We start from the raw sequence: 18,004 nt of genomic DNA on the forward strand, positions 1-18,004 counted from the left end.
TTGTCAATTTTTGGCAACTTTGTGTGAACCAATTCGGCAATCCTAAATCATAACTTTGATTCGAATAATAATAGGGTTTGCTAAGGAGTAAATGAGTGCAGTATTGGATCCCAAAATCACTGGTTCTTGGAATTGCCGTGAGTCTAAGCGGCTGTAGTATTTTCACAAACGATGCACATCATGAAAGAAATTATCGTGCAAACGCACCGGTGAAAGCCCCTGAAGGCTTGGCTCAGCCTTATCGAGACCCAGAATTTGCAATGCCAGTTGGCCAATATGAAAATACAGCTGAGCCGGTAAGCTATCGTGCACCGCAACAGGTATTAACGGTTGCGCAAGGCAGTTGGGTAGAGCAGGGTGAAGACGCTGCAAGGATCTTTTTTGATAAAAATGACGGTATAGAAGATTTACCAGCATTTATTTGGCGTGCTGTGGATGGGGTTGTGGCGATGCATAATGCCGGTCTTGAAAGCGATAACAAGACGCAAGGCTCGGTGACTACAACTTGGTATTCACTGATCAAGCCTAAAGACGGCTGGTTTTGGGAAGAAGCGGCAGAGCCATCTAAGCAAAAGTTTAAGTTTACTGTAGAGCAAAAAGAACATCAGCGTACGGCGTCAATTCGAGCGGAATTAGTAGATTATCAAGGCGATGGTGAGTTAACTGCGCTTCAGAAAAACCACCTCGAAGTTCGGGCACTGAACGAAGTCGTTTCAGAATTTGACTATCAATATCGTCTACTGCAAGTTGAAATGCGTAAGCGCCAAGGTGTACTGGCACTTGAACTTGGGTTTGACAAGAATGGTGATTCGGCGCTACTGACTGAAAAAGGTCAAGAAGCGGTGCTTGATCGCTTCTCAAACTTCCTCGAAAGAAGTAACTTTACGGTTGTCCGTGTCGATAGAGAAAAGCAGGAAGTTTTGGTCCGTTACGAAGCGCCTGAAAGCAGCGTTTGGGACTCTATTTGGGGTGAAGAAGCGATTGTGTTGCCAATTGACAATGGTGATTACACGATAAAGATCGCTCAAGCGCAGGATACGCGTACTTCAATTACCTGGAAGGATAGCGAAGGTAACGTACTTGATGCAAACACCATGAATAACCTGCATCAAGCCTTGATCACTTTGCTTAGGCAAAAAGGTCTAACAATCTAATAAATATAATAATTTAAAAACGAAAAGAGCTTCGGCTCTTTTCTTTGTTTTTGTGGAAGTAAAAAATGACAGAGAGCACTATGACACCACGCTCCACCTTACAAACGTGGTTTGCGTTTATCGTACCGTCATTGATTGGTATCTTTTTATTTATGACGCCAGTGGCGGTAGGGGAAGCAATGACTATCCCAATCGCTGTTATGGCGAAGTGGTTACAAGCGCAAGTCGCTCCTTTTATTAAAGACATGATTGTCGCAATAGTATGTATTACCGGGATCATGAGTTTGGTGATGAAGCTCCTAAGACCCCAAGCGCTATTAAAAATAACCATAATAAAGCACTTATTTGACGTTAGCTGGGTTTGGTTGATAACCCGACTAGTTGGCATGGTGTTTATTGTGCTTACCTTCAATGGTGTTGGTCCAGAAGCGATCCATTCAGAAAACACAGGAGCATTAGTGCTAAATGACTTGTTACCTGTACTCTTTTCTGTCTTTATTCTTGCCGGCTTGTTACTGCCATTACTACTTAACTTTGGTCTACTTGAGATGGTTGGCACACTCTTGACCAAAGTGATGCGCCCGCTATTCGGTGTGCCTGGTCGTAGCGCGGTAAACTGTGTTGCTTCTTGGCTTGGCGACGGTAGCGTAGGTATCTTGATGACTGCTCGCCAATATGAGGATAAGCACTATACACAACGAGAAGCGGCTATCATCGGCACCACATTCTCTGCGGTTTCCATTACTTTCTGTTTAGTTGTTATTGGTCAAGTTAAACTCGAACACCTGTTTGCTCCTTTTTACCTTACCGTATGTGCAGCTGGCTTTGTTGCAGCGATCATAGTGCCACGCTTACCACCGCTAAGGTTCAAAAAGGATATCTATGTAGATGGTAGCGATCACAATCAGGATTCGGAAGCGGTGCCAGAAGGAAAAGGCCTGTTAGGTCATTCTTTGGATATTGCACTTGCTAAGGCTAAAACGGCACCAGGGCTTAAAGGAACATTAGAAGAAGGCCTGCACAATGCGTTAGATATGGTATTTGCTGTACTTCCCGTGGTTATGGCAGTTGGTACTTTTGCCCTGATCATCGCAGAATACACCCCTGTATTTCAATATTTAGGTACACCTTTCGTTCCTTACCTCGAGCTACTCAATGTGGCAGAAGCCGAAAAAGCAGCACAGACGATAGTGGTAGGCTTTGCTGATATGTTTATTCCGTCAATCCTTGCTGCTGGCTCTATTGAAAGTGATACCACCAGATTTATCGTTGCCGCAATGAGTGTTACCCAGTTAATTTACATGTCTGAAGTTGGGGCATTACTGCTTGGTAGCAAAATCCCAGTGAACTTGTGGGAGCTATTCCTAATCTTTATTTTAAGAACGCTCATTACCTTACCTGTTATCGTCTTTATGGCGAAATGGTTAGTTGGCTAAAATAAAAACCCCCTACTATGCGAGGGGGTTTTATTTGAATAGCTAAACTCTTAGCTAATATATCTTCTAAAGAGAATATTTTCCTTATCACTACTCTGCTTCATCAAAGTAGCCTCAAAGTCATTCCTTCGTCTGTAAATCTAACAGGCCCTATCGACAGGTCTAGTACATTACCGATTCTATTAGAGACTTTGCTCAAGTATGGCAAATCAATAGCCTATCGTAACCATAAAGCTAGCCTAATTGCTATATACTTTGAAAGTACAACAGCTTAGATAATTCTCCAAGCAAGTTCCGATTCGTTCCAAAGCTTCTTAAGTAGCATGTGTGGATAAATCCCGTTACCTTTAAGAACTCAAGCTCCATAAAATTAACCTTGTTAACTATTTGTTTTTGTTTTTTACGGGATGTTCAGCTGTAGCTTAGGGTGGATTATAAGTACTTGATTATAATAATTTGTTTTTTCTATGTTGTTTCTTTTTGTTTTTATTTTGGGTTTTATTGTTTCTTAAATGTAACTTTTTGGGTTTACATGTGGGGGTTGCAACGCTAGTATGTTCCTGCTTAAGGAAAACATAGCTTAAGGAAGCTGATTTATGTACGAAGTAAAAGGATTCGGCGTATTACGTTTTGCCGCATTTTTTTTCATAGCTAGTAAAAGTTATGCATCGGGAACTGAAAACTCATGTCAAGTATCAGTACAAGTTAGAGACTTTATGCCTCGTACTTGTTATTCCGAGTATTCTGAATCTAGTTGTAATGATATTTGCGTTGCCGCAGAACCTTCTATGGAACCATCGTGTTTTAGGAAGATAGAGCTGCCTTGTGGGATAAAGCAAGAGCTTAAAGCATCGGCATTAGGGTACCAAAACAGAAATGGTCATGAATGGTTTCATGTCACCGACTTAATGAATCATACCGCCTTGATTGAGCAATATTATGTATTGCAGCAATCGCTTTACGGTGAACTATATAAAGATTTTGTTAACCCTGCAGATGTTGCAGGATTTAGTCCTGCAAGTGATAGTCTTCGAAAAGTTAATTTTAGACTGAATACTATTAGTTCAACTCGAAGCGTAGCTGCGGGTTTGTCACATGCTGCGCTCTACAGAAGATATGAGTATGGCTTGCTACTTGAAGAAAAGTTAAATGCGCATTTAGCGAAAGTGAGTGCAAATATCAATCAATTTGGCTTAATGAGTGCTGTTGAGAAAGAAAATCTAAAGGTGGAGATAAATCAACTGGTTGACAGCCAGACCCGGCTTTGGAAAATTCTCAAAAAATATGATGCAAGTACAATTTTATCAAGCAGAGTACGAATTATTAATCGCAGACTTACTGCACTGAATGATTCACTAACCCTCATTCCATTTGTTCAACAACAAGCACTCATCCACAAAACTCAGGTATTAAATGCCTATTTTGATGTCAGCTTCAGACAATGCGAGACAACGACTTGCTTTAACGCACTTGATGCTAGCGCCGTGGTTATTGATACCGATTATGACAAAAAACTAACGTATTTTGAGTTATATTTGGAGCAGTTAAACAATGAAGCCTCTTTGCTGAGCAATGCTTATTCGAGTGATTATCAGCCAGTTGATCCTGCTTTTGTTCGAATGCCGACTTTTGCAGGGTTTGTAACTGAGCACTATCAGGATATGCGAGCGCAGGGCACAGAACTATCTTTGAAAAAGCTAGCCACGGCGATTAATGTTGCTTATTTAGCTAAAAATGTTGATGGTCGAAGACTGTCTCAAAAGCTTGCAAAGACGGCTGATAGTACGATTGATGGCTTCAGTTCAATAGCACTATTTAATGAGCAGCACACATTGTTGTGTAAAGAATACACACGAATAAACCCGCAACTAAGCCAGTTTCAGCAAGAGAGTTTCACTCTTGGTCATGAGGCTAATGAGCTAATTGCAACATTGATTGATTTTGGTTTAGACAGTGAACAGCTCGCTCGATTAGAGTGGATCATTACACGATTAAATGTCTTGGCGGCTCAATCAATTCAAATTGCGAACCTCAATATCACCGAAGTTGATAGATATCAATCGGTAGTATGGAAGTTGGACCAAGCAGACAATTTCTTCGCAAATAACGGCAACATCGAAATAGAATATTTGGAATACGATGGACTTTATTGGACACCAAATATGTTGCCATCAATCCCAGAGATAATGCCATCCATAGTCAATATCTCCACGCCTGAAAGTACGTTATTTCCTACCGGCAGCGCATCGGCAGGTTCAATGAATGTACTTCAAATGTTAATAAAGCAAAACCCTTTTAGTGCCTGTTCTGAGAACAATAATGAACTACAGCTCATTATAAAAGCGGAATCACCAAATGGTCAGGTTAAGCGGCACATTCTCAGAGCTACTCTAGAGCAACTCTAAGAAAACGATAACTACACAGAAGGAAAATTTGATGAGCAAATATTTGCTTGCTGGACTGCTATTGTCTGGCGGAATGAGTGTGCACGCAAATGCCACGGAACAAACTATATTCGATGCTAATACCATGTGTACGGCAAAGCAAACAACGGAAGGAACAAGATACTTCCCGCCTTGTGCTTATTCGCCAACACAAGTGTATGCAGAGCAAGAATTAAGCTATTCAAGCCCAAGTATAGTAAGAAATGGATTATTCAAAACTGCGATAGAGTACACCTTTCAATGTGAGTCTATTCGACCGCTATCACTTCGGTATAGTGTTGAATCAGATGGTGTCGCGAGTATCTCTAACCGGATTTCTGGCGCTGCTTCAAGTGAATTGAATACGATCCCATTAACTCATGGATTTTCAAATTCATATATCAGCTTTGAAGCGATGAGCGGTATCACAGGGTTTCAAGCTATCAAGCCTGGTTGTAAGCTCGTTGTTAGCAAAGTCGTAACTTATCCGGAACCCACTTATTTTAATCAAGTTGCTTCAAGCTTAAGCTCTTGGAACAGTACCTTGAGCACAATGATCAACATCTCTACACCATCTACAGGGTATTTAACTTTGCTCAATAGCATTGATAATACCTTAGATACTCTGGAGTTTGTGCTATTTGAGGTTGAAGACCCAATCACTATTGAACAACTTAATTCCGATATATCTCAGCTACGCGCGTCAAAACAAATCCTCGAACAAAATTGTCGAGCAGGCACATCTGCTCAGCTATGCACGGCTGAACTTGCCAATATTCGCAGCTATGCAAATAGCAGTATTTTGCTAAACGAAATGAAAGCACAAGATTTATATCGTTATATCAATAGTCAAGTCAATTGGCTTGCAGATAAGTCGATTGGTCGTGATTACAGCATGCTAAGTCTAGTTAAGAACAAGCTAGCAAGGATTCAATGATTTTTATAACCCGTAAGGAAAATGGTATGTACTTAAAGAAGTCTGTTACATCAGTTTTAGCCGTGCTACTTAGTAGTTCAGTAGCATATGCTATGCCAGATGCAACAAAAGGAAACCCTCTTGACTCACTTGGTATTCCAACGCCAGCCGGTGTTGGTGATATCACAGTTGATCATGAGAACCCAAAAACACTACATGTTGGCCCAGCAAGCAGCAAAGTCATTATTGGCGATTATGCAGAGCTTGGTTCTTCAGGACCTCAGTGTTCTGATTATAGCAAGATAAAAGCTGACGCTTACCGTCAGAAATCAACACCAGCACAACAAGAGCAAGCTTATCGTAACAGAGAGTTTGTCAGTAACTGGTATCAGTTTACTTATGCATTGCCGCGCTCATCGGTTGAAACTATAAGAAAGATCAGCGATAGCCGTGCTGAAATGGACGAATTAGCGTTTCAAAATGCGGGTACTATTGAACGATTTAAAGCAGTAGATGCAAAGTGGAAAGGTATTGCCATTGAGCTTGGTGCTTTAGAAGATGAGTTTGATACGCTAGATAAAGCGCAAGCTACTGAGACAAATACTTGTATCGTCTCTTACTCTACTAACCCTACGATGCTGAGTCAGTGCATAGTGGGTGTTATCACCAAATATCAAGCGCCAAAGGCTGCCGTAACTGCAGAAATTGACCGAGTGAAACAAGATAGAGCGGCAATTCGTGATGAATACTACGAAGCAAAAGGCCTTTATGATGCATATGAAGATAAGATCACACGCTTAGATAGTTCGCTTGATTTTCAAACTCGATTACTCGCAGCGCAAAGTGCAATCGTGAAATCAGCTTGGGAAGTACAAACTGATGTCGTTGAAACGAGTGGTGCCAAGATCACGGGTCTTGCTAGTGCGGGCTACAACCTTTGGGAAAATGAACGCGACTTATTAGCAAGTACACTTTACCAAGCAGGGCATGGTGACTATAGCGTCAAACAGCTGGATGTATTTAACGTGCGGTTAAACTCAGGTGTGACTCAGGCCAACCCAACCGTTGAAGCGAATAACTCTCCGCTGTTCTATAAGAATGTTTGGACTTTCCCTGCAAATACTTTGGTAAACAAAGATGTATTGCGTGATTGGGCAATGCCATTTGAGCGAGAGTTGGAAGGTGACACAATTCACTTCGACACGATGGATGCTCATTCTTTCGCATCTGGTGGTATTAACTTCTTTGTAACCCGTGACGCTCGTTGTGGTGAATACTCTGAACAAATCGAAGAGGAGTATACGGGTAATGAAAATGGGGTTTCTGCATCTTGGAGTGTAAAGCGTAAGCTTTATGAACCACAACCAAACCGTAGTGTATTCGTTGCAAACCTAGGCTTAGCCTACAACTACTACGCATTCCCTGGCGAAATCAAAGGTGAGTGTTCGATTGATGTCGACCGCATGAATAGCTACTGGAGAAATGCGGGTAAATCTAAGGGTTGGAGCTGGTTCAGAAGCAAAACTCGTTCATGGGATCACATTCGTGAGGAAGCAAGAGAAGAGCTTGGCATGGAATGTTCGCTAGATCTGAAACCACAATCAAATGATCCGGCATTAGCTGCAGAGATTGCTGCTAACTTAGAAGCTGAGATGTACAACGACATGTGGACAATGTTCCTGTCTGTTTACGCTGAGTCTTACGATGTAGTTTCTGATGAGCCAGTTGTTGATGACGCAGGTAAAAGTGAGGTTGGCGCGCAACTTGGTGACGGTATCACTAAGTTCTGTAAATCGGCAGTCTGTGGTTTTGCGAATGTTGTGTTGAGAACATTAGACACTATTGGTGGCTCTAAAGCACAAGGTACTACTTCGCATGTATCAACCAATTACGGAAAAATCTGGAAACGATTTAATAAACGTACTTGGACTGTTAAGGAAGGCAGCGCATTAGTTACAGCAAAAGTTTGTGTAGATAAAGCAAGCTGTAGTTAATAAAAAATGTGGGAGAGGGTTCTACTTCTCCCACAAGTTTAAAAGGAGTACCTAAAGTGAAAGTGAAACTAATTTTGACAGGTGGGTTAATCAGCGCTGCACTCATCGGTGCTGCTGTTCATTTTAAATTACAAGACACGCCTATTGAAACCCTCAAGGTAAGCGCAGCAAAAAGCGCAGATAGTCTAGCAAAGGAGCTGGAACACAAAGACATTACCGCGAACGATAAGTCAGAAGAAACAAAAATAGAAGCAGTAGAACAAGTAGAGCCAACGCTGAGTGCTCAACAACTACTGGAAGTTGATATGAGTAAGGAAGAGGAATATTACAGCTTTTTACTCGAAAACTTTCCCGAATTAAAGCAAGAAATTAGTGAGTATCGCCAGAGTGTTGGTGAGCAAAGAGAAAAAGTGCTGGGTTACAAAGAGAAAATTGCCAACCGCAATCAACAAATCTCTCAGTATGGTAGTACTTCGGCGTCATTAGATAGCATGCTCAAAGCAGAACGAGATGAGTTACTCCTGAGTGCCAATGTACTGGGGAAAAAGGCGCAAGAGCTGAATGAGTCGATTAGATTAGCCGCTGCAAGATATAACTAAAAGTTGTAGTTATAAAAGGAATTACATTTTGAATTTTAAAAAAGTTTACATCGCTGTTGTAACAGCAAACCTACTCGCTTGTGGTGGAAGCGATGCCGCCACTATCACTGCGGTCGAAGCTGGACAAGTGACAGACATCACGCAACCTCAAGCGTATTTACATGCTTCAGCTGCAAATTTGTTTTTATATCAGAATATTACGCTTGATGCTTCCTCAAGTACTGACACGCAAAGTGAGTTAACTTTTTCTTGGCATATCGCAGATAGCCAAGGTGGCATAGTTGATAGGGTAGAAGCGGTTGATTCTGTTATCCAATATCGTCCTACCATGGCTGGCAATTTCAGTGGCGTGGTCACAGTCACTGATAGTGCTGGTAATAGCGATACTGCAAAAGTTGATTTTGTGGTGAGTGAAGAGTCAGTGATTGCTTTGGACTTGGGCCCTGATTTTGAGTCTAAGAAAGGGAACAGTATTACGCTGAGCGCCAGAGAATCAGTTTCACAAGCAGGAGCCATTGAACATGCCGTATGGTCAATTACGGCTGCACCACAAAACTCGACTGCAAACCAAGCTAGTCCCTTTTCTGAGCTTGAAAGCACCTTTATTTTTGATGAAGTTGGTCATTATGAGATAGGGGTACAGGTGACGGATGAAGATAACAATATTGTGACTGATACTGTGTCCGTTAAAGTTTCTGACCGTAGGCAGAATGCAGCACCACTAGCCGACATTTTTGGTCTACGTACGCAAGTAAAACCTAACGAGATGCTGTTGCTAGATGGGTCAAATAGTTATGACCCTGATGTCACCGACTTACTGGTATATTCATGGAAAATAATTGAAAAGCCTAATGGAAGCTTTGTTCGCCTGAGCTCACCGTTCGATGAGCAAGTAGCTGTCAGTGCGACAAAAGTTGGAGACTATAGTGTCCAACTGAATGTTAAAGATCTAGGCGGCCTATCCAGCGACGCGCTATATCACTTTACGGTGAGTAATGCTGACCAACCACCAATTGCTATGTTGGGTGCTGATATTTCAGCGACTCAAGGAGAGGTGGTTAATTTGTCCTGTGATGCATGTATTGATCCTGAGCAAACAGAGCTTAATGGGCAGTGGAAATTGACGATTAGACCTTCTGGGAGTTCTGCAAATATTATTGGTAAAGAGCAGCTACTCGGAGCAACCTTAACGCCTGATTTAGCGGGAGTCTACGGTATCAAGGCGTTGGTATCAGATGGCGTATCCCAATCATGGTCGAATACACAACTTATCAATGTCAACTCAAGCGGTGAGAGTAAACCCTCTGCGTTTATTGCTCCAATTTCAGACATTACCTTGGGTGAAAGTATCGTACTCGACGGTTCACAAAGCCGTGATCCAGAAGGGATGCCTTTGTCCTATATTTGGCGCATCGCCAAACAACCTGGCTCTGATACTTTGCCAGCGCTGCAAGACGCTAAAATAGAGTTTACGCCTTCCGTTTTAGGTAGTTATCAAATTGAACTGAAGACTTTTGATGGTGCTCTATATTCAGAGGCGACATCGGTGACGTTTAATGTAACGGATAATCAATCGCCGATTATTCAAATTAAAGAGCCATTAGAGACGGAAGTTCAAGTTGGCCAGTTGGTCAGTATTGATGCCTCACAAAGTTATGACCCTGAAGGACAAGCACTAAGTTACAGCTGGAGGCTGATAGGTCCAAACAATGACGTATTGATCGGTAATGAACAAACTAGCCTATTTTCGTTTACACCTGATTTGGCTGGGGTTTACAGAGTTGAGTTGGTCGTTAATGACACAGACGGTGCGAGTGCCAATCGTAACTTCGAATTTACCGTATTAGATTCTCCACAGCTAATCTATGGTTCAGTAAAAGGTCGACTAGTCAATAGCCAGTTACGAGGCATAGCCGATGTTAATTTAGCTATCAACGGCATGTCCGTCGTAACGGACAATCTCGGCGGGTTTTCTACCAGTGTACAGTTGGCTCGTGGTGAGAGAGTGATAATAAAAACGGCCGACGATAAAGTAATCAATGCCACTTATCAATCAGCGTCACAACTCAACGATGGTTTCCAAATTTCGCTGGGTGAGGCATTTGTGCCAGTGATGCAACCTGTAAGACAGCATGTTTGGAGCTGTTTCGGTTATCAAGGTCAGAGCCAAATTAATATTAAATACGAGCTGGTTGATAGCTTTCCTGCAAGCAGTCCTTTTGTATTTGACTACAACAAAACGATAAGCGTACCGCTGAACAAGAGGCAAGAAATGTCTTTTCCCGCAACAGCTACTTACCGCATCACGCCTGCTGAAAGTGACACTTACTATGTGAGTTCCACGACTAATCGTCTTGAGGTAACGCTACTTGAAGGCTACCAGCAACCGATAGTTTATAACATTTGCAATTACAAATAAGGAAAACAATGAAATATCTATTTGCTCTTTTACTTGCGTCTTCGTCAGTGGTGCATGCTGCTGAGCCCATCTTAGTTTGGGGAACTAAGTACAGCTATAACAAAAGCGACTTTAAACCAAAAACGGTGGTTAACGGTAATATTTATACGTATACGTCAAATATAGAAATGTTGCTGGATGAATATGACGACTTTATCGGTGATTACCCAGTACTTACTTTTGATTTGAGCGCTGAAATTATGGCTGATGCAGTGCCATACCCGATACCACTTTCGTTAGTTGCTAGTTGCCAAAACGACTCTGGATATTCAGAGTCACTTGGCTTTAGTCAAAGCATTTTAATTGAAAAGTATAATTTCGTGCTGCCTGCAAGAATGAATGTTTTTAACCGTGTAAAAACAAATGGTGCCTGTAAGCAGCTTCGAATCGACATTGTCCCGCATACCGGCGAACTTATTGATTTGGACGCGATAATAAAATCTATCCGCTTCGATGCACTTATCTTATCTGATGCACAGTAATTCTAATAACTAAAGGAATAATAAGGAAAACACATGTTTAAAAAATCTTATCTTTGCGCTTCAATTGGCATAGTAATGTCTATGGGCGTATCAGCAAGCCAGATCGAAGAAACAAATGACGGGGTCGTTGGTGCGGCTTTCCAATCAGGTTTAATCAATACTCCTGCGCGCCCAATTGATAGTGGCTGCTGTGATTATAGATATCCGTCACGACCTTGCCTTGAACCTTTGTCTGATCAAAAAGTATTAACTGAAGCAGAGGTTGCTGAGAGCTTTAATCTACTGTCTGCTGAACCTATTTATGTCGGCGGCGCTCGCTATCAATTGACCAAAAACGATATGAAACCAATATATTCGTTTGAACCTGTATATGGTCCGTGTCCAGGCAATCCACCAGAATATTATAGAGTGCTTAAAGGGTATGAAGTTGAGCTACCTGTTGATGGGGATTTTGGTCAAGATCTGATTTATGAGGTAACAGGCAGAGCCAGCACCTCTGTGTCTATGTCGGTAAGTTGTGGAACGGGTAGTTCGGCGTTTACATTAAGCGATAGTGGGACAAAACTGATTGTTTCAAAACGTCTAAATACGGGCGGAACATGCAGCAAAATGCATATCAAGGCAAAAGCAGTTAGTGGTGCATTGACTAGCCTAGATCTCACTGTTGCTGTTTATACTCCACTTCAATAAGGATATTATAATGAAAAATAAAATTCTATTTGCTTCTTTGTGCGCAGTATTGTCTTCATCTGTTATGGCATCTGGCGCTGGTTTCCCTATTGAAATAGACCCGAGACCTTGCCCTACTTCATTTGGCACAGCAGAACCAGTGACTCCTGCTCCATTTTATACACAACAAGATATGTTAGATGTTGCCGCGAATATTACTCCACATGGCGTTTATATTGGTGGACAGCGCTACAGCTTTGATATTCAAGATTTTGCACCTGTTTATGATGTGTATTACGACAGAATATTCAATCAAGAAATGCAATATATCAGTTCATATAAGGCGCAATTTATAGTTGATGGTGATTTTGGGCAGCTACTTAACTTTGATATATCAGGTAGCTTGAGTGAAGCGGCCAATATTACGGTTTCATGTGGTGATTTCCGTGCGTCAGCATACGGAACACGTAGTATACAGGTGAATAAGCAGCAGCGTACAGGCGGAAGCTGTGACATTATGACAATCACCGTGGCGGCAGACAAAGCACGCTGTCCACGCTTGGGTGTGCCGCCAGCAAGCGCTGAAATGGATTCGATGAACTTTACCGTTATCATTTCAGAAAACCTCGACTGAGCATTAAGGAAAAGAACATGATAAAAACAAAGAAGTGGCCACTATGGCTACTTGCGTTACCTTTGGCGGCTTTAGCGAATACAGAAAGCTCGGCTACTGCGGTAATTATTGATGATGGTATAAAGCAGCTGCAAATTGCAGATTTTACACCAGTCACATCGAGTTGGGCTGGCAGAAATGTGATTACTGGCTATGAAGCCTTATTGGATGTAGATAACAGTAGCGGCGCCGATAGTTTGTTATTTAATGCAACAGCTGAACTCTCTGCCACTTGGTTTGCGGCAAATTTCATTGCGGATATTAATATCACTTGTAGTGGTATACCTGTGGGTTATGACCTCGCCCAAGGTTATCGAGCACATCGCTATTCTATTCCCGGTCAGGTACAGATATCTGAGTTAAGAAAAGGAGTAAGTGACTGCAAGCAAATTAAAATTAACATCTCTAAGCGAGGATCACTCAGTCGTCAATTTTTCACTCAGATAGAAAGTATAGATTTTGATTTGAGTATTGAAAGTATCAAAGGAGCAAAGTGATGACCTCTAAGTCAATTATAATTGCGGCGATGCTATTTTCAGGTGTGTCTGCCAATGCTCAAGCTAACTCCGTACCTTTTAGTAATGCAGAGATGACGGTAAGCGACAAGGGATACACGTTGTCCATTGCGCCGCTACAATTTGAGGGTAATCGACACTTATCTATTGAACTTGAAGTAAGTGGAGTTAAAACGATAAGTCGTCAAAGTATCTCTGTATGTACCTATCTGCAAGCTGATGTGTGTACAGGTGCAACTCGTGAGGTGAACCATACTAAGGCCGAATTTGAGGCGCAGGTTGCACTGCGTTGCGATGACAACGTTTTGTTTGACATCACAAGCCACGACAGTGAATTTACCAACGAAAATGTGGTTGCAGACATAGCAAATATTCACGTTGAGCAGTCTGTTTTTAGAGAAAATCTGTCAAGCTGTGAGTCTTTAACACTCAATGTGAATTTAGCTAAAGGCGACCGTGTTAGCACTGTACTTGGAAGCTATACAGTGTCTGATTCAACCTCAAACTAAGGAAAGGTGTATATGATGGTTAGAAAATTGCTTTCTGGCGTTGCTTTGTGCTGCATTAGTGCAATTACTAATGCAAACCCAGTACATGTTGGTGGTGTTATATACCAATTGGACTTCTCTGACTTTACGCCCATCACTAAACCATATGGTAATACTACAGCGGTGGTGGGCTATGAGAAAGAGTTGTTTGTTGAGGGCGATTATGGTCAGTATCTGCTCTATGAAGTTGATGGAGAGATTAAGACCAAATGGTTTGCCGGCAATATGCTTGCTTCAATGTTTGTCAGTTGCAGTGATGCAACCAATGATCCTAGTTCTGAGCAAATAATTGGGGCGACTTTTGCTTTTGGAGTGAGGTATGACCAAGTATCCTATACCGCAAAGCCAAGAGTCAGTGAGATCCGTAATACGGCGGGCCAATGTAAAAGGATGAAAATCCGGATTAATAAAGAAGGTAATTTAAGCCGCCAATTTTACACGATTTATACCGATATGAAACTGCGAGTCAAAGTCATCGAAGTGGTAGGTGGCTAATGAGCAAGTTATATTGTTCACTTGTATTATTTGGCAGTCTCGCGGTGAGTACTCACTGTGTTGCACTACCAACTATTATTACTGGTGAAACCATTAATTTGACTAAATCCGACTTTGCCGTTATCAAAGAGCGATATAGTGTTAAAGATGGCGAACCCCAGTATGCTGAAACTGGATATGAGTTTCCCTTTAAGACACTCATTATCGGCCAAAATAGCATATTGGACTTTAACCTCAGCGGTTCAGTATATAGTGCTTGGTATTCGTCGAACTTCGCAATGGACTTTCAGTTATATTGTGAAAATACGTTAGTTGCTGAAGATAGGGCGTTTGGCGTTCGATATCAGCAAGTCAGCTATTCGGCGACGCCATATATCAATAGTAGATCAGTAGCGGTACCAGATGGTTGTGAATCTGGGAAGTTGGTCTTAACAAAGGTTGGGAATTTATCGCGTGCTTTTTATACTCGTATACAAGATATCAACCTTAATTTGACTATCAACAAACCATACTAGCACTACGTTCAAGGCCAGCTCCGAATTATTGTAGAGCTGGCCTTCTTTTAGTGTAGCAACAGTCTTGCTTAGAACGCTCGCTCTAAGCTGCCAAGTAACTCAACCTCAGCAACTGCAACTTGTTCTAACTTGCTTAGTTCCAGTGCAAGCTTATTCAGTTCAATATTATTTGATCTTGGTTTAACTAGAGCAATCTTATTTTCGAAGTCTCGTAAAATAATGAGATCGAACTTGTTTGCAATACTTTGTAGGTCACCATTATATTTAATTTCCAGATTGCCAGAAACTACCCGCTTGTTTCCTTGCTTGTCGGAAAGTACATCTCCTTTATAATAACCAACTTCGCGTATCGGGGCTGATTTTACATAGGCAATATCATGATGCACTCTAACTGTCTTTTCGGGTGCTGCAATCGCAGCTGGTAGAGCCTTTAGTCTTGCTTCTTTAGTTAAAACTGCGGTTTCAGCGGTATCTTTTACTTTTTTCAACGTTGCTACATCAACGGCTTTTAGTTCTAATGGCTTAAGCTCAGAGGTCATGACGTTTGCTAGTGTGTTCATTGAAATTACTGAGACAGAAGCCAAAAATAGTTTTTTTACATTCATTTTAATTACCTCTTACTTACGCCCGATAACTCTTAAACCCCAACCCTCAAGAGTCGAAGGTTCTGAGTTTGCAAATACAATACTAGCTTTATTAGCCTTATTTAAATAGTTCACTTGGTCCGGCTTATCAGTGTCCACAGCTCTTACAGTCCAAGTCCCCTTTGCCTGCTCACCATAAAATGCATTGCTTAAAAAGTGTACTGAAGGTAGTTGCACATAGCCTGAACGATAGTAACCATCTAGGATTGCGGGCATTAAGTGGGCATGTTTAGACGCAAGTACAATTGCCTTGGTACCCGATGGAGAAGTTACTTCAAGTGCTAGATCAGTACCAGCGGAGCTCGCGGTATCACCAGGAATACTTGAATTACTATATAGTGCCATTTCTGGGTTTGAAATCGTAAAGCGGAACTGCATCGACTCTACCGTCATTTCATCATCTAATACGATATTATGCGTAACACCTTGTGCATCGTTATCTGGAATCGTAAGGTCCAAACTTGGGGTTGTTGGCACGACAAGCTCAGGAAACCCATTAGCATCGATTTTGGTTTCCAATATTTGACTACCAGCATCGATCCACTCAGAGGAAATTTGTGCTCCTAAGTCAGTCTTGTAGTTCATCGCCATTTTGACTGCTTTGCCTGCATTCGCAAGGCCAAACCCATAGTAGTTATTAAAATGGTAACCTGCAGCATTTTTCACCCAACCTAAATGTGCAATGAATTCGCCGGTTGGTGTTGCTAATTTAACTTGACTATTTTCTGGATCATTTTTGACCGCAGTCGTAGCTAAAATATGACGAATGTCTCTTGCGCTCAGATCTGGATTGGCCTCGAGTATCAAAGCAATCACACCAGAGGTGTTGGGAGCGGCTGAAGAAGTACCATTCATCGTATTTGTATAATTGCAGTTTGCATTCTGTGGATGGCCAGGGTAATTGAAGTTGGCAAAGCCCTCAACAAATGCTTGCGAGCCATATTTGTACAGCTCTTCTATTCCAGCAAAGCTTGAGTAGCCTTCCAAGCATGTCATCTCGTCTGTTGTGACCATCGCAGGAGCAAATGCCCCGTATTCACCACCTGGCGCTGAAATAAATAGAGCACTACCAGCAGAAGAGTAACTCGACTTCTTACCATTTGCAGCAATAGCTGCAACTGTTAAGCTATGCGGCGAGCGGCTGGCTTGAGAAACGTTTACATCAATACAGCCTAATCCGATACTGGCGACATTCGTTCTTTTACAGTAGTCACCATTATGTGAACCATTAACAAACTCGTTCCCAGCAGCGACGATACTTAAGGCTCCTTTACCGTCTCTTAGAGTCGAAGGTGCATAGGCGAAGAGTGATTCTCTAACTTCGTTTTCTGGTAAAAAATGGGCAGGGCTATAGCCATAGCTTCTGTTAAATAAGACATTTTCATCTTTACGGATACCGCTACCATCCATGCCGTGAATAATGGCTAAATCGATTAGGCCACCGCGTTGATAATCTAAGTAGTTAATACTAATAAGGCTTGAATCCGGAGCCACACCTCGCCCGCCGAGTCCATTCCACCCCTTAGCTGCGATTAACCCTGAAACAGCGGTGCCGTGCGCTTCAATATCATTTTTTTCGTATACTTCTTCAATATTACCGTCTTTGTCTTCTTGCTCAGTCCAATATCCAGTCATAGTCGGATCGGTAGGATCGCTTGCATTCGGAAGAAGGTTAATTGAACGACCTGGAAGTACATTATCGCTCAAATCTTCATGGCCGATATTTGTGCCGTGGTCAACAACTACGGAAATGATGCCTTTACCTGTGATCCCTAACGCATGTGCTTCTGCGACATTTAGGTCGTTACCTGCTATTTTGCTACCTACGAATGAATCTCTAAGTTTTTGCTCTTCGGCTTTGAGCTCATCTTCTGATGCAGAACTACCCAGTCTACGTTTGGCCATTTGTTCTACGAGTACTTCGCTTTGTGAGAATGCTGACTGTTCAGTGTTTCTTAAATGCCACTGTTGGTATGCAAGCGGATCTGTAATTGATGCAGGGATCTCAATGCTACCATTTGCAGATTTACCTTTGGCTGTAACGGTATATTTAATTGTTGCTGCTTCGCCTGTAAGCGGTAAGTAATCAAACGTAGAGATGCTCTTTAGTGTTAAAACACCGTGTGGCAATGTATAAACATTGTCTACCGGTGTTATCTCAGTTTCACCATCAAATATTGCGATTGAAAGGTTATCACTATCTGGATCTGAAGCCTGAATTGTACCTGAAATGGTCTGCCAGTGTTTCACATTCTCTAGCTGAGTCACACCAGCTTGAGGTGAACGGTCAACTTGTTGCGCAGTGTTAGCATTATCTTTATCACTGCCACCACAGGCTGATAGGGCTAAAACTATCGCTGTCGATAGCGCCGTGTATTTAAATTTATTGTTATTCATGTTATTTACCTTTGTACTCTTTACGGCAACAAATGTACTCAAGTAAATTTATGTTAGCAATTTTATAATTTATTTGTTTGTAATAA

16 protein-coding genes are annotated in these 18,004 nt (G+C 41.8%); 14 read left to right on the plus strand and 2 right to left on the minus strand.

Annotated features, from left to right (window positions below; all coding sequences use genetic code 11):
• Window positions 1-95: 95 nt before the first annotated feature.
• From bamC to JJQ94_RS11585, 14 genes are all read left to right on the plus strand, one after another.
• A complete protein-coding gene (gene bamC, locus JJQ94_RS11520; RefSeq protein ID WP_099030299.1) occupies window positions 96-1,154 on the plus strand; it encodes an outer membrane protein assembly factor BamC in 1,059 nt (352 codons plus the stop codon).
• Window positions 1,155-1,219: 65 nt separating this feature from the next.
• The gene (locus JJQ94_RS11525) at window positions 1,220-2,590 is read left to right on the plus strand and encodes a YjiH family protein (RefSeq protein ID WP_099030300.1); all 1,371 of its coding nucleotides are present in this window, start codon (window positions 1,220-1,222) and stop codon (window positions 2,588-2,590) included.
• Between the two features lie 596 nt (window positions 2,591-3,186).
• The gene (locus JJQ94_RS11530) at window positions 3,187-4,995 is read left to right on the plus strand and encodes a hypothetical protein (protein WP_099030301.1); all 1,809 of its coding nucleotides are present in this window, start codon (window positions 3,187-3,189) and stop codon (window positions 4,993-4,995) included.
• A 31-nt stretch (window positions 4,996-5,026) separates the two neighbouring features.
• Window positions 5,027-5,950 (plus strand): hypothetical protein, encoded by a 924-nt coding sequence (locus JJQ94_RS11535; RefSeq protein ID WP_045989866.1) that lies wholly within the window; start codon window positions 5,027-5,029, stop codon window positions 5,948-5,950.
• Between the two features lie 26 nt (window positions 5,951-5,976).
• Window positions 5,977-7,923 (plus strand): hypothetical protein, encoded by a 1,947-nt coding sequence (locus JJQ94_RS11540; protein WP_099030302.1) that lies wholly within the window; start codon window positions 5,977-5,979, stop codon window positions 7,921-7,923.
• A gap of 56 nt (window positions 7,924-7,979) precedes the next feature.
• Complete coding sequence (locus JJQ94_RS11545) at window positions 7,980-8,522, plus strand: hypothetical protein (RefSeq protein ID WP_236596594.1); 543 nt, start codon at window positions 7,980-7,982, stop codon at window positions 8,520-8,522.
• A gap of 28 nt (window positions 8,523-8,550) precedes the next feature.
• Window positions 8,551-10,941: a PKD domain-containing protein gene (locus JJQ94_RS11550; RefSeq protein WP_099030304.1), complete on the plus strand. Its 2,391-nt coding sequence runs from the start codon at window positions 8,551-8,553 to the stop codon at window positions 10,939-10,941.
• Between the two features lie 8 nt (window positions 10,942-10,949).
• Window positions 10,950-11,462, plus strand: coding sequence for a hypothetical protein (locus JJQ94_RS11555; protein ID WP_099030305.1), 513 nt, complete (start codon window positions 10,950-10,952; stop codon window positions 11,460-11,462).
• A gap of 33 nt (window positions 11,463-11,495) precedes the next feature.
• A complete protein-coding gene (locus JJQ94_RS11560; protein ID WP_099030306.1) occupies window positions 11,496-12,152 on the plus strand; it encodes a hypothetical protein in 657 nt (218 codons plus the stop codon).
• A 10-nt stretch (window positions 12,153-12,162) separates the two neighbouring features.
• Entirely contained in the window at window positions 12,163-12,765 is a 603-nt protein-coding gene (locus JJQ94_RS11565; protein ID WP_099030307.1) for a hypothetical protein, read from the plus strand.
• A gap of 17 nt (window positions 12,766-12,782) precedes the next feature.
• A complete protein-coding gene (locus JJQ94_RS11570; RefSeq protein WP_099030308.1) occupies window positions 12,783-13,301 on the plus strand; it encodes a hypothetical protein in 519 nt (172 codons plus the stop codon).
• A complete protein-coding gene (locus JJQ94_RS11575; RefSeq protein WP_099030309.1) occupies window positions 13,301-13,828 on the plus strand; it encodes a hypothetical protein in 528 nt (175 codons plus the stop codon). The genes JJQ94_RS11570 and JJQ94_RS11575 overlap by 1 nt, the downstream gene beginning before the upstream one ends.
• Before the next feature lie 12 nt (window positions 13,829-13,840).
• Window positions 13,841-14,362, plus strand: coding sequence for a hypothetical protein (locus tag JJQ94_RS11580; RefSeq protein WP_099030310.1), 522 nt, complete (start codon window positions 13,841-13,843; stop codon window positions 14,360-14,362).
• Window positions 14,362-14,877: a hypothetical protein gene (locus JJQ94_RS11585; protein WP_099030311.1), complete on the plus strand. Its 516-nt coding sequence runs from the start codon at window positions 14,362-14,364 to the stop codon at window positions 14,875-14,877. The genes JJQ94_RS11580 and JJQ94_RS11585 overlap by 1 nt, the downstream gene beginning before the upstream one ends.
• 68 nt (window positions 14,878-14,945) lie before the next feature.
• Here JJQ94_RS11585 and JJQ94_RS11590 read toward each other — a convergent pair whose 3' ends face one another.
• The gene (locus JJQ94_RS11590) at window positions 14,946-15,482 is read right to left on the minus strand and encodes a hypothetical protein (protein WP_099030312.1); all 537 of its coding nucleotides are present in this window, start codon (window positions 15,480-15,482) and stop codon (window positions 14,946-14,948) included.
• Between the two features lie 12 nt (window positions 15,483-15,494).
• Window positions 15,495-17,918, minus strand: coding sequence for a S8 family serine peptidase (locus JJQ94_RS11595; RefSeq protein ID WP_099030313.1), 2,424 nt, complete (start codon window positions 17,916-17,918; stop codon window positions 15,495-15,497).
• Window positions 17,919-18,004 lie beyond the last annotated feature (86 nt).

This window comes from Pseudoalteromonas sp. GCY (assembly GCF_016695175.1).
Lineage (GTDB): Bacteria > Pseudomonadota > Gammaproteobacteria > Enterobacterales > Alteromonadaceae > Pseudoalteromonas.

Excerpts from the sequence above, each read along its gene's own strand:
- JJQ94_RS11525 (WP_099030300.1), top strand. The coding sequence starts at position 1,220 with ATGACAGAGAGCACTATGACACCACGCTCCACCTTACAAACGTGGTTT.
- JJQ94_RS11530 (WP_099030301.1), top strand. The coding sequence starts at position 3,187 with ATGTACGAAGTAAAAGGATTCGGCGTATTACGTTTTGCCGCATTTTTT.
- JJQ94_RS11535 (WP_045989866.1), top strand. The coding sequence starts at position 5,027 with ATGAGCAAATATTTGCTTGCTGGACTGCTATTGTCTGGCGGAATGAGT.
- JJQ94_RS11540 (WP_099030302.1), top strand. The coding sequence starts at position 5,977 with ATGTACTTAAAGAAGTCTGTTACATCAGTTTTAGCCGTGCTACTTAGT.
- JJQ94_RS11555 (WP_099030305.1), top strand. The coding sequence starts at position 10,950 with ATGAAATATCTATTTGCTCTTTTACTTGCGTCTTCGTCAGTGGTGCAT.
- JJQ94_RS11560 (WP_099030306.1), top strand. The coding sequence starts at position 11,496 with ATGTTTAAAAAATCTTATCTTTGCGCTTCAATTGGCATAGTAATGTCT.
- JJQ94_RS11565 (WP_099030307.1), top strand. The coding sequence starts at position 12,163 with ATGAAAAATAAAATTCTATTTGCTTCTTTGTGCGCAGTATTGTCTTCA.
- JJQ94_RS11570 (WP_099030308.1), top strand. The coding sequence starts at position 12,783 with ATGATAAAAACAAAGAAGTGGCCACTATGGCTACTTGCGTTACCTTTG.
- JJQ94_RS11575 (WP_099030309.1), top strand. The coding sequence starts at position 13,301 with ATGACCTCTAAGTCAATTATAATTGCGGCGATGCTATTTTCAGGTGTG.
- JJQ94_RS11580 (WP_099030310.1), top strand. The coding sequence starts at position 13,841 with ATGATGGTTAGAAAATTGCTTTCTGGCGTTGCTTTGTGCTGCATTAGT.
- JJQ94_RS11585 (WP_099030311.1), top strand. The coding sequence starts at position 14,362 with ATGAGCAAGTTATATTGTTCACTTGTATTATTTGGCAGTCTCGCGGTG.
- JJQ94_RS11590 (WP_099030312.1), bottom strand. The coding sequence starts at position 15,482 with ATGAATGTAAAAAAACTATTTTTGGCTTCTGTCTCAGTAATTTCAATG.
- JJQ94_RS11595 (WP_099030313.1), bottom strand. The coding sequence starts at position 17,918 with ATGAATAACAATAAATTTAAATACACGGCGCTATCGACAGCGATAGTT.